The sequence below is a fragment of the Streptomyces griseorubiginosus genome (assembly GCF_017614965.1).
Lineage (GTDB): Bacteria > Actinomycetota > Actinomycetes > Streptomycetales > Streptomycetaceae > Streptomyces > Streptomyces griseorubiginosus_B.
In genome coordinates this window covers 1-11773 of record NZ_WVUG01000281.1, presented here as the reverse complement: position 1 = coordinate 11773, position 11773 = coordinate 1, and the positions used below count along the sequence as shown (strand labels likewise).

Annotated in this window: 9 protein-coding genes and 1 pseudogene; 5 read left to right on the top strand and 5 right to left on the bottom strand. The window is 71.4% G+C overall.

Annotated elements, in window-relative coordinates; genetic code table 11:
• Positions 1 to 30: 30 nt before the first annotated feature.
• Positions 31 to 2385, bottom strand: a complete 2355-nt coding sequence (gene treY, locus GRC12_RS34985; protein WP_208783969.1) for a malto-oligosyltrehalose synthase — start codon at positions 2383 to 2385, stop codon at positions 31 to 33.
• A 69-nt stretch (positions 2386 to 2454) separates the two neighbouring features.
• Complete coding sequence (glgX, locus tag GRC12_RS34980; protein WP_208783967.1) at positions 2455 to 4578, bottom strand: glycogen debranching protein GlgX; 2124 nt, start codon at positions 4576 to 4578, stop codon at positions 2455 to 2457.
• Positions 4579 to 4768: 190 nt separating this feature from the next.
• Here glgX and GRC12_RS34975 point away from each other — a divergent pair, with 190 nt between their 5' ends.
• The 4 genes from GRC12_RS34975 (at position 4769) to GRC12_RS34960 (ending at position 9137) form a co-directional block, all read left to right on the top strand.
• Complete coding sequence (locus tag GRC12_RS34975; protein ID WP_208783964.1) at positions 4769 to 5572, top strand: Tat pathway signal sequence domain protein; 804 nt, start codon at positions 4769 to 4771, stop codon at positions 5570 to 5572.
• Between the two features lie 55 nt (positions 5573 to 5627).
• Positions 5628 to 6953, top strand: a complete 1326-nt coding sequence (locus GRC12_RS34970; RefSeq protein WP_208783962.1) for a copper amine oxidase — start codon at positions 5628 to 5630, stop codon at positions 6951 to 6953.
• Between the two features lie 111 nt (positions 6954 to 7064).
• Complete coding sequence (locus tag GRC12_RS34965) at positions 7065 to 8312, top strand: SAV2148 family HEPN domain-containing protein (protein WP_208783960.1); 1248 nt, start codon at positions 7065 to 7067, stop codon at positions 8310 to 8312.
• Positions 8313 to 8414: 102 nt separating this feature from the next.
• Positions 8415 to 9137, top strand: coding sequence for a 3'-5' exonuclease (locus GRC12_RS34960; protein ID WP_208783958.1), 723 nt, complete (start codon positions 8415 to 8417; stop codon positions 9135 to 9137).
• Between the two features lie 7 nt (positions 9138 to 9144).
• Here the strand turns inward: GRC12_RS34960 and GRC12_RS34955 are convergent, their stop codons facing one another.
• Positions 9145 to 9642, bottom strand: a complete 498-nt coding sequence (locus tag GRC12_RS34955; RefSeq protein WP_208783956.1) for a YbaK/EbsC family protein — start codon at positions 9640 to 9642, stop codon at positions 9145 to 9147.
• On the bottom strand, positions 9612 to 10562 hold the full coding sequence (locus tag GRC12_RS34950; RefSeq protein ID WP_208783954.1) for a DMT family transporter: 951 nt from the start codon (positions 10560 to 10562) through the stop codon (positions 9612 to 9614). Before GRC12_RS34950 ends, GRC12_RS34955 begins: the two co-directional genes overlap by 31 nt.
• Positions 10563 to 10656: 94 nt before the next feature.
• On the opposite strand from GRC12_RS34950, the gene GRC12_RS34945 reads away from it, so the two are divergent.
• Positions 10657 to 11601, top strand: a complete 945-nt coding sequence (locus GRC12_RS34945; protein WP_208783952.1) for a LysR family transcriptional regulator — start codon at positions 10657 to 10659, stop codon at positions 11599 to 11601.
• A 4-nt stretch (positions 11602 to 11605) separates the two neighbouring features.
• Here GRC12_RS34945 and GRC12_RS34940 read toward each other — a convergent pair.
• Positions 11606 to 11773, bottom strand: a pseudogene (locus GRC12_RS34940) (aminoglycoside phosphotransferase family protein); the annotation flags it as partial.

Sequence of the window (11773 nt, the reverse complement as noted above, 5' to 3'; positions counted from 1 at the left end):
CTGGACCCCCGACCCGCGGCCCCGGCGTCCTCAGTCGGAGTCCGCCCGCTCCAGCAGTGCCACCGGCAACCGTGCGAACAGCTCCTCCACGCGTGCGTGCCCCGTGAACTCCCGCTCCGGAGCCAGGACGTCCGCCCAGCGTCCCGGTGGCAGCGGCAGCACCGTGTCCTGCCAGCCGCCGGCCTGCGCGAGCCGCAGGGACAGGCGGGTCACCGCCGTGACGGCTTCCCCGGAGCGCGCGAAGGCCAGACAGTGCTCCGCAGCGGGCCCCTCCGCGGCGAGCGGCGTGTAGGTCGCCGCTTCCCCGAAGGCGCCGGGCCGCCGGGCGCGCAGCCCGAGGGCGGCCGCCGTCAGCGCGCCCTTGTCGCCGGGGGCGTCCGGCGGGAAGGACACCGGGCGACGGTTGTCCGGGTCGACGAGGGCCAGGTACTCGGCCTCCGTGCCCTGGTAGACGTCCGGCACGCCCGGCATCGTCAGGTGGACCAGGGCCGCGCCGAGCACGTTGGCCCGGATGTGCGGCTCCAGCGCCTCCCGCAGGGCGGTGACGTGCTCGCCGGGCGCCCCGCACGGGCCCGCCGCCACGAACGCCGCCACCGCCTCCTCGTAGGCCGGTTCCTGCTCGGTCCAGCTCGTGAACAGCCCCGCCTCGCGGACATGCTTCAGCAGCGCCTGCCCCACCCGCTCCTCGTCCGCCGGACCGAGCCCGAACACCGTCTGCCAGGCCGCCCACGCCAGCTGCGCGTCCGGCACGCCCTCACCGGTGCGCGTCACCTCCGCCAGGACGTCCGCCCAGCGCCCCGGGCACTCGGTGAGCACCTCCAGCGCCGCCCGTACGTCGGCGCTGCGCTTGGTGTCGTGCGTGGAGAGCACCGTCCCGCTCGCCGGCCAGTCGCGCTGCACGCGCGCGCAGTACGCGTGGAACTCCTCCGGGGACAGCGCCGGGGCGCCGGGATTCCCGCCCACCTCGTTCGCCGACAGCAGCGGTACATAGCGGTAGAACGCGGTGTCCTCCACGGACTTGGCGCGCAGCGCGGACGCCGTCTGGGCGAACCGGGTGCGGAACTCGACGTACTCGGGACCCTCACCGCCCCGCCCCAGCAGCAGGCCCCGCACCACGTCCACCGCGCCGGCCTCCTCCGGGACGACGAAGGCGAGCCGTGCCTCGGCCGCGGCCTCCTCGGTGAGCACGGAGGCGGCGTCACCGGAGGCGTAGGGCCGGTAGACCTCCAACCGCACCAGCAGCTCCGTCAGGGCCGTGCGCAGTGCCCAGGGGGCCCGGTCGCGCAGCTGCGGGTCGGGCGAGGCGGCGCACAGCCTGCTCGCCACCCGGGTCAGCCGGTCGACCTCGGCGGCCAGCTCGTGCGTGAGCACCCTGTACGCCGCCCGCCGTACCGTCGCCGCCCAGTCGCCGCCCCGGTCGGTCTGCGGGGCCGCGAACCGCCGGTAGTGGCCGAGGAGTTCCCCGAGGCCCGCCGGGTCGGTGAACAGCCCGTCGACGTGCCGCAGGGCGTCGTAGCCGGTGGTGCCCGCCACGGGCCAGGAGGCCGGCAGGTGCTCGCCGTCGGAGAGGATCTTCTCCACGACCGTCCAGCGGCCGCCGGTCGCCTCGTGCAGCCGCCGCAGATAGCCGTCCGGGTCGGCGAGCCCGTCCGGGTGGTCCACGCGCAGCCCGTCGACGATCCCCTCGTGCAGCAGCTGGAGGATCTTGTCGTGGGTGGCCTCGAAGACCTCCGGGTCCTCCACCCGCACCCCGATGAGCTCCGAGATGCTGAAGAAACGCCGGTAGTTGAGCTCGGTGCGGGCCAGCCGCCACCACACCGGGCGGTACCACTGGGCGTCCAGGAGCTGCGGCAACGGCAGCTCCTCGGTGCCCTCGCGGAGCGGGAAGACATGGTCGTAGTAGCGCAGCACGTCCCCGTCGACGCGCAGCTCGCCGACGACCGAGCCGAGGGGCCCGCCCAGCACCGGCAGCAGCACCTGTCCGCCCTGCGCCTCCCAGTCGATGTCGAACCAGCGCGCGTACGGCGACTTCGGGCCCTCCCGCAGCACCTCCCACAGGGCGCGGTTGTGCCGCGGCGCCATCGCCATGTGGTTCGGCACGATGTCCACGACCAGCCCGAGTCCGTGCTCGCGCGCCGTGCGCGCCAGCTCGCGCAACTCCTCCTCACCCCCCAGCTCCCCCCGCACGCGCGCGTGGTCGACGACGTCGTACCCGTGCGCGGAGCCGGGCACGGCCTCGAGGACGGGGGAGAGGTGCAGATGCGAGACGCCCAGCGAGGCCAGGTACGGCACCGCCGCCGCCGCGGCCGCGAACGGGAACTCGGGCTGCAGCTGCAGCCGGTAGGTGGCGGTGGGCACCGGGGGGAGGGGACGCTCAGGTGTCATGCAGAGCTACGTACCCCTCCCACCGGCTTTCGTGTCATGGCGCCCGCCACGCGTGCGTGCCCGAGTCGCTCACACGGGCCGCTGCAGCACCGTCAGGCTCCGGTCCACCAGGGTCAGCCGGTCGCCGGCCTGCACCTTCGGGCCCGTGTCCGGCGGTACTCCGTCCGGGCGGGCGGTGTCGACCACCACCTGCCACTGCCGGCCGTGGTTGACCGGCACCACGAAGTCCAGCGTCCCGGGCGAGGCGTTGAACATCAGCAGGAACGAGTCGTCGGTGATCCGCTCTCCCCGCGCGCCGGGCTCGGAGATCGCGTTGCCGTTCAGGAACACGGTCAGCGCCGAGGCCTGCGCCGAGTCCCAGTCCTGCTGGGTCATCTCCCGGCCCTCGGGGGTGAACCAGGCGATGTCCGACAGCTCGTCGTGGGTGCCCTCCACCGGCCGCCCGTGGAAGAAGCGCCGTCTGCGCAGGACGGGGTGGTCCTTGCGCAGCCACACCATCGCGCGCGTGAAGGCCAGCAGCTGGGTGTCGAGCCCCTCGGAGTCCGGGTCGGGCCACCGCACCCAGGACAGTTCGTTGTCCTGGCAGTAGGCGTTGTTGTTGCCCTGCTGGGTGCGGGCGACCTCGTCCCCGTGGCTGATCATCGGCACGCCCTGGGACAGCATCAGCGTGGCGACGAAGTTGCGCATCTGGCGGGCGCGCAGCTCCAGCACCGCCGGATCGTCGGTCTCGCCCTCCACCCCGCAGTTCCAGGACCGGTTGTGGCTCTCGCCGTCCCGGTTGTCCTCGCCGTTGGCCCGGTTGTGCTTGTCGTTGTAGGACACCAGGTCGTGCAGGGTGAAGCCGTCGTGGCAGGTGACGAAGTTGATCGAGGCCAGCGGGCGCCGCCCGTCGTCCTGGTAGAGGTCCGAGGAGCCGGTCAGCCGGGACGCGAACTCGGCGAGCGCGCGCTGCTCGCCCCGCCACAGGTCCCGTACCGTGTCGCGGTACTTGCCGTTCCACTCCGTCCACAGCGGCGGGAAATTGCCCACCTGGTATCCGCCCTCGCCGACGTCCCAGGGCTCGGCGATCAGCTTCACCTGGGAGACCACGGGGTCCTGCTGCACCAGGTCGAAGAACGACGACAGCCGGTCCACCTCGTGGAACTGCCGGGCGAGGGTCGCCGCGAGGTCGAAGCGGAAGCCGTCGACGTGCATCTCGGTGACCCAGTACCGCAGCGAGTCCATGATCAGCTGCAGCACGTGCGGGGACCGCATGAGCAGGGAGTTCCCGGTCCCCGTGGTGTCCATGTAGTAGCGGGGATCGTCGGTCAGGCGGTAGTACTGCGGGTTGTCGATGCCCTTGAAGGACAGCGTGGGGCCCAGGTGGTTGCCCTCGGCGGTGTGGTTGTAGACCACGTCGAGGATGACCTCGATGCCGGCCTCGTGCAGCGCCCGGACCGCCGACTTGAACTCCAGCACCTGCTGTCCGCGGTCGCCCCAGGAGGCGTACGCGTTGTGCGGGGCGAAGAAACCGATCGTGTTGTAGCCCCAGTAGTTGTTCAGGCCCATGTCGACCAGCCGGTGGTCGTTCACGAACTGGTGGACCGGCATCAGCTCCAGCGTGGTGACGCCGAGCTCCACCAGGTGCTCGACGATCGCCGGGTGGGCGAGCGCGGCGTAGGTGCCGCGCAGCTCCTTCGGCAGCCCCGGGTGCCGCATGGTCAGGCCCTTCACATGGGCCTCGTAGATCACCGTCTCGTGGTAGCCGCGCCGCGGCCGGCGGTCGTCGCCCCAGTCGAAGTACGGGTTGACCACCACCGACGTCATGGTGTGCGGCGCCGAGTCCAGGTCGTTGCGCTCCTCGGGCGCGTCGAAGTGGTACCCGTACACCTCCTCGCCCCAGCGGATCGAACCGCTGATCGCACGCGCGTACGGGTCGAGCAGCAGCTTCGCCGAGTTGCAGCGAAGGCCGCGTCCGGGGTCGTACGGCCCGTGCACCCGGAAGCCGTACCGCTGTCCGGGCATGATCCCGGGCACGTACGCGTGCCGTACGAACGCGTCGCTCTCGCGCAGTTCCACCGCCGTCTCCGAGCCGTCGTCGTGCAGCAGACACAGCTCTACTCGGTCCGCGGCCTCCGTGAAGACCGCGAAGTTGGTGCCGGCGCCGTCGTACGTGGCACCGAGCGGATACGCCTCGCCAGGCCAGACCTGCATGGATACGACTCTTTCAGGTGCAGAGCGCCCTCGTGGCGCCTTGGCGTCGAGTCTCCCCGAAACTGATGGAACCACCTATGACTTACGTCCCTCTTACCTCCCGACCAGTGCACAGGCGGTATGCCTGTTCCAAGGCTTACCTGTGGGGCAATCGAATACTCCCGTGACCGAAGGGGGAGTGGGGGGAAATGTGCGCAAGATAGTGCACCGCCACCTGGGCAAGGTGGTGGCCGGTGCGGCAGTGGCGGTGGCCGCGACCGCCGTGATGGTCGGAATCACCCTGCCGGGGACCGCGGGGGCCGACGAGTCCGGAGGGGCCGCGGGCGCGCGGACCGCCAACCAGGCGGCCCAGGCGGACGGCACACCCGCGCCCGGGGTCGTCCAGCAGGCGCCGGCCGAGGGGGACCGGGGCAAGGGGCTCGACCCGCTGACCGACGACGAGACCAAGCGGGTCGAGAAGATCGCGCTGAGCCCGCAGCTGCTCAACACCGGCGAGAACGTCCGCGGAGCCCGCGGACCGCAGCGCCTCACCGTCGAGCTGGCCGAGCCCGACACCGACCAGCCGGACAGCCTGACGGCGCCCCGGCGGGCGGACGTGACGTTCTACGACTACCGCGACGACAGTGTCGTCACCAAGACCGTCAACCTGGACACGGGCAAGGTCGAGGGGACCAGTACCCAGCACGACGTCCAGCCGCCGCTGAGCATCGCCGAGCAGACCGAGGCCGCCCGGCTGCTGATCGCGGACCCGCTGGGCGCGGGCCTGAGGGCCGACTACAAGGACGCCACCGGCAAGCAGCTCACCTCCCCGGACCAGCTGACGCTGACCAGCATGGTGTTCCGGGCCACCCCGGGCATCCGGCCGGCCGCGCTCGGCAAATGCGGCGAGCACCGCTGCACCCGGCTGTTCCCGAAGGTCAAGAACGGCGCCTGGATCGACGCCCGGGACTTCGTGATCGACCTCAGTGCCCGCAAGGTCGTCAAGATCGGCTGACCCGGCCTCCGTCCACTTCTCACACCCACATCTCCTGTAAGGGAGCCATTTCTTCATGCGCGTCAACAGAGACAGCCGTGCCCGCCAGGGGGCGCTGCGCAGGCGGGCCATGGTCGGCCCGCTCGCCGTCGGACTCGCCCTCGGCGGCACGGCGTCCGCCCCCGCCTTCGCCGACCACAAGGAGGCCGCCACCACGGCCGCCGCCCCGGCGTGCAGCGCGGCCTACCAGATCGAGCAGAAGCTCTCCACCGGGACGACCTGGCGCATGTGCTGGCGCTTCGAGAGCCGGTCCGGGGTCATCCTGGACGACATCTCCTACCAGCCGCCCGGTGAGTCCAAGCCGATCAAGGTGCTCAACAGCGCCAAGCTCGCCCAGATCGACGTGCCGTACGACGACGGCAGCATCGAGTACAACGACGTCACGGACTACAGCTTCGGCAACGGCCTGCTGAACCTCACGCCCGCCGAGTGCCCGGGCGGCACCATCAAGACCGTCAAGGTGCCCGAGCCCTTCTACTCGGACTCGCCGAACATCAAGGGCCTGTGCGCCACCACGCGCTCCCGCGGACACGCGTACCACATGCTCTCCGACGCCAACAAGACCTACCAGGCGCAGGGCAAGGACCTGCTGCTCTACACGGTCAACAAGGTCGGCTGGTACGAGTACATCACCGAGTGGCGCTTCCAGGACGACGGCACGATGACCATGAACGCCGGCGCGACGGGAAGCCTCTCGCCCGACGACTACGACGCGGGCGACGGCCGCGGCTGGCCCATCGGCAAGGGCGCCCGGGCGTACGCCACCAGCCACAGCCACAACATCTTCTGGCGGCTCGACTTCGGCCTCGACGGCTCCTCCAAGGCCAACGTCGAGCAGTACGACTCGGTCGTCAGCCCGCCGGTGGGCGGCCAGCAGGCGCCGACCAACAAGACGACGATGACCAAGGTCACCAAGGAACTGGCCGGCGACGCCAAGGACATGCGCTGGTGGCGGGTGGTCAGCACGGCCGGCAAGAACAAGGACGGTCACGCGCGCTCGTACGAGCTCGTGCAGGGGCCGACGGCCAAGTACCCCGGGCACAACTTCACCAAGCACGACGTGTACTTCACCGAGTACAACCCGTGCGAACAGTACGCCAGCGGCAACCCGCTCAACTGCGGTGCCGGACACGGCAAGTCGGTCGACACCTGGGTGAACGGGCAGACCCTGACCCACCCGATCGTCTGGGTCAACGTGGGCTTCCATCACATAGCCAGGGACGAGGACCAGCAGCCGATGCCGGTCCACTGGCAGGGCTTCTCCATCGCCCCGCGCGACGTCACCGCTATGAATCCGCTCACTCCGGCCGCCCTCGCCGGTGAGAACGGGCACTGGCACTGAGCCAGTTGGGAATCGACCTGCCCATCCGGCTGCACCGCCGCCCGCTCGCGGAGTACGCTTCCTTGATCGTTGACATGGGGTGTGCTCGGGGGAGCGGAAGGCGGTGCTTGGGTGGGCTCGGGAGGGCTGGAGCTGCCCCCTGGTGACGAGGGTCACGAGGGGAACTCCGCAGACGTCCCGCCCGGCACGGTGTCCCTGGCCAGGCCCATGGAGACCGGTTCCATCGGGCCGGAGCTGGACTGGGGCGCCGAGGCCTGGCGTGAGGTGCGTACGCGCGCCCAGCGAGCCGGCCGCGCCTACATCTGGCTGAACCTCGTCGAACAGCGGCTGCGCGCGGTCGTGGCCGCTGTTCTGCGCCCCATCTACGAACCCGTCCACGGCGACGAGTGGGTGATCGCCGCAGCCGGACCGGCCGGCCAGGAGTGGGTGCAGCGGGCGGTCGCCGTACGCGAAGTCAGCCGCCGCAAGGGCTACTTGCTGGACCCGGCCGACGACAACGTCCTCAGCTTCCTCACCCTCCCCCAGCTGCGCGAGCTGATGGTGCAGCACTGGCCGTGCTTCGAGCCGTACATAGACGACCGACGCGACGTCGAACTGGCCCTGGACGAGCTGGAGGTGACCCGCAACGTCGTCTCCCGCAACCGGGCCCTGTCCGAGGCCGTCCTGAACCAGGCCGAACGGGCCTCGGCCCGGCTGCTGGACATGCTCGGCGCGGCAGGCGACGTGCCCTCGGCCCGCCGGCTGCCCGTGGACGCGGTGGAGGACCTGGTCGGCGACCGGTACGCGGACGTGGTCGCCGTGCACCCCGACCGGGTGCGGCTGCTGCGCCAGTTCCCCGCCGAGGACATCTTCGGCGGCGCCCGCCGCCTGGACGCCGTGGGCATCGGCCTCAACCTGCTCGTGCAGAACTTCTCCGGCCGCCGGCTCGTGCGCCTGGCCGAGGCGGGCTGCCGGGTGCGGCTGCTGTTCCTCAACCCGGCCTCCAGCGCCGTCAAGCGCCGCGAGCGCGAACTGGGCATGAAGCGAGGCGAGTTGAGCCGCTCGGTCGAGATGAACATCCTGCACATGCGCCGGGTGCGCTCCCGGCTGCGTGACCCCGGCGCCTTCGAGATCCAGGTCTACGACGACACACCGCGCTTCTCCGCCTACCTCGTCGACGGCGACGGCTCGGACGGCATCGCCGTCGTGCAGTCCTATCTGCGCAGGTCCCGGGGGATGGAGGCGCCGGTGCTCGTGCTGCGCAACGGCAGCCGCGTGGTCAAGTCGGACGAGAAGAACGAAGGGGTCGACAACGGCCTCTTCCCGACATACCGCGAGGAGTTCGAGGCGACGTGGGTGGATTCGCGCCCGGTGTCCTGAACTGTCCCAAGCGGTAAGCGGAACGCGGTCCCCTGATTGTCAGTGGCCCATGGGAAGGTGGAGACCACTGGGGGAAAGCACCACCAAGAAGGGGGGCCGCCCATGGGCTGGCACCGGGAGCTGCTGATCGGCTTCGACCTGGAGACGACCGGGACGGACCCGCGCGAGGCGCGCATCGTCACGGGGGCCGTGATCGAGGTCAGGGGCGGGCAGCCCATAGGGCGCCGGGAGTGGCTGGCGGACCCGGGCGTGGAGATCCCGGCGGACGCGGTGGCGGTCCACGGGATCAGCAACGAACGGGCGGCCGCCGAGGGCCGGCCCGCCGACCGCGTGGCGGACGCCATCGCGGACGTCCTCACCACTTATTGGAAGAACGGCGTTCCGGTCGTCGCCTACAACGCGGCCTTCGACCTCAGCCTGCTCTCCGCCGAACTACGGCGCCACGGACTGCCGTCCCTGCGCGACCGCCTGGGCGGCCTCGATCCCGCCCCCGTCGTCGACCCGTACACCATCGACCGCTGGGTGGACCGCTACCGCCGCGGCAAGCGCAACCTCGAAGCCGTCTGCACCGAGTACGGCGTCGCGCTCGACGCCGCTCACAACGCCTCCGCCGACGCCCTCGCCGCGGCCGGACTGGCCTGCGCGATAGCCGACCGTCACCCCAAGATCGCGGCCCTGGGCCCGGCGGAACTGCACCGCCGCCAGATCGAGTGGTACGCCCAATGGGCGGCGGACTTCCAGAGCTTCCTGCGCGGCAAGGGCGACCCGACCGCCGTGGTCGACGGCACATGGCCCCTGCGGGAGTTGACGGACGAGCCGGTGTGAGGGCCGCTCAGACCGGCGCGGGACCGGCGACCGGCACCACACGGGGCCGCGCGACCCGCTCGTAGTCCGCACCGGACATGCACAGGGACCGGTCGAGACGGGCCGCATTGAAGTACAGCCGCGGCCGCTCGACGACCTCCGGGTCGGCGACCAGCTCCAGTTCGGGATCGAAGCTGAACGGCAGCACGGTACCGGGCACCGCCCGCGCCAGCCGCTCGGCCGTCCCCGCGTCGCTGAAGCCGGCGTACCGGGCCGCGAACAACGTCCGTACGGCGTCCAGGTCCACGCGCCGGTCCCCGGGAACCACCGCCAGGACGTGCCGGGTGGTGCGGCGGTCGACCTTCACCCGCAGCACGATGCACTTCGCGGCCTCGGACACCGGGTGCCCGCGCAGCGCGCTGACGGTCTCGGTGGTGCCCTCCGGGGCGTGGTCGATGAGCGTGTAGTCGACGTGGGAGGTGTCGAGCAGGTCGATCAGACGCTGGTAGGTGTCGTGGTCCGGCATCGGATGTCCTTGTCGGGTGCGGGGAGTCCGGTTTCAGGCGGGGTGGCGGCGGTGCGATGGGCGCGCTCGATCGCCTGACCCCAGTAGGTTCCGAAGACCATCAGGGCCGCGCCGAGCGCGGTGAGCGCGGTGAGCCGCTCGCCGCCGAGGGCGATGCCCACCGCGAAGGCCCAGACCGGCTCCGTGCCCAGCAGCAGACTGGCCCGGCTGGCGGACGTGCGCTGCACGGCCCAGGTCTGCGCGAGAAAGGCGAACACACTGCAGAACAGGGCGAGATAGACGAGCTGAAGCCAGATCGCCGTACCGGCCCGGGCCAGGTCCGGCATATCGTGCACGGCGACCGGCAGGGACAGAGCCGTGCCGACGATCATCTGCACGGTCGTCAGGTGCAGCGGACGCACGGCGCGGCCTACGGTCAGCCGCCCCACGAGCGCGACATGCCCGGCCCGGATCACCGCCGCCCCCAGCATGAGCACATCGCCGAGCCGCGGGGCGTGGAACCCGTGACCGGACATGAGCAGCCCGACGGCCACGACACACATCCCGGCGGCGGCGAAGAAGACGGGAGGCGGCCCGCCGCGCCGACGGTCGAGGAGCGGGGTGAGGACGATGGTCAGGCTGATGATCAGCCCCGCGTTGGCAGCGCTGGTGTGGGCGACACCGTAGGTCTCCACGACCAGCACCGCGGCCTGCGTCAACCCCAGCGGCAGGCCGAGCCGCAGCTCGTCGCGCGTCCACCGGCGGGGCCCCGGGCCCGCGGCGACCAGGCCGAGACACGCGAGCGCGGACAGGGCGTAGCGCGCGAACAGCACCACCAGGACCGGCAGGGCGGAGGTGGCCGTCTGGGCGGACAGATAGCTCGAACCCCAGACGACGGCGACCAGGAGAAGGACCGCATCGGTACGGCGGATATCGGACATGTGGCCACAGTGCACCGCAACTGTCCATGAAGCCCAGTACCAGTTTCTAAAACGATCTTTTAGAACTCCTACATCGTGCTCCTAGACTGGACGTATGGACGAACGGCAACTGCGGATCCTGCGGGAGCTCGGCGAACTCGGCAGCGTCACCGCGGTCGCCGAGGCGCTGCTGGTCACCCCGTCGGCGATCTCCCAGCAGCTACGGCTGCTGCAGCGCGCGATCCCGGTGCCGCTCACCGAGCGCCAGGGCCGCCGGCTGGTGCTCACCGACGCCGGGCAGACCCTGGCGGGCGCGGCGATCGAGGTCGAGTCCGCACTGGAGCGGGCCCGGCACAGCGTCGAGGAGTACCTGAACCGGCCCGACGGGGAGGTGTCGGTGGCCGCCTTCCACAGCGCGGGCACGGCGTTCTTCCCGCTCCTGCTGCGCGCGTTCGAGGGCCCGGACAACCCCGTCCTGGCCCTCGCGGACGAGGACGTGACGCAGAGCGACTTCCCCCGGTTCACCCGGGAGTACGACCTGGTCCTGGCCCACCGCCTGGACCACGCCCCGCCCTGGCCGGGCACGGTGACGGCGACGACGCTCCTGCGCGAACCCCTCGACGTCGCGATGCCGGCCGACCACCCGCTCGCCGCCGGACGCCGGGTGACCCCTCGCGACGTGGCCGACCAGCCGTGGATCACCGTGCACGACGGCTTCCCGGTCATGGCCACCATCGAGGCGATCGGCGCGGCCGCCGGCCGCCGCCTCCACCTGGCCCACCGCATCAACGAGTTCTCGGTGGCGGCGGAGGCCGTGGCGGCGGGCGGGGGCCTGGCCCTGATGCCCCGCTGGACCACGCGCCCACATCCGGACCTGGTCCTGAGACCACTGAGCGGAGTTCAGGCCAGACGCCACATCGACGTCCTCCACCGCCCGGAACGCACGGCCAGGGCGGCGGTCCGAAGGGTGCTGATCGAGCTACGGCAGGCGGCGGGAACGATTCGGGGCAGCGATGGAGACCCGCACTCGCCCCATGACGGACACCACCCCACCCATTAGGCGCTCAGAACGAAGACCACCGCACCGCCTCGTCCCCGTCCCGCAACGACGCCACCCGCCGCTCGAACTCGGCCAACGCCGCCGGATTGCTCGGCGCATGCTGAGCCACCCACGCACAACTCGCCGTCTCCCGAGCCCCCCGCAGCACCGAGCACCCCTCCCACTCCCGCAC

Bases quoted from the DNA above. Each gene is read 5' to 3' on its own strand.
- GRC12_RS34960 (WP_208783958.1), top strand. From the start codon at position 8,415: ATGGGCTGGCACCGGGAGCTGCTGATCGGCTTCGACCTGGAGACGACC.
- GRC12_RS34970 (WP_208783962.1), top strand. From the start codon at position 5,628: ATGCGCGTCAACAGAGACAGCCGTGCCCGCCAGGGGGCGCTGCGCAGG.
- treY (WP_208783969.1), bottom strand. From the start codon at position 2,385: ATGACACCTGAGCGTCCCCTCCCCCCGGTGCCCACCGCCACCTACCGG.
- GRC12_RS34945 (WP_208783952.1), top strand. From the start codon at position 10,657: ATGGACGAACGGCAACTGCGGATCCTGCGGGAGCTCGGCGAACTCGGC.
- GRC12_RS34950 (WP_208783954.1), bottom strand. From the start codon at position 10,562: ATGTCCGATATCCGCCGTACCGATGCGGTCCTTCTCCTGGTCGCCGTC.
- GRC12_RS34955 (WP_208783956.1), bottom strand. From the start codon at position 9,642: ATGCCGGACCACGACACCTACCAGCGTCTGATCGACCTGCTCGACACC.
- glgX (WP_208783967.1), bottom strand. From the start codon at position 4,578: ATGCAGGTCTGGCCTGGCGAGGCGTATCCGCTCGGTGCCACGTACGAC.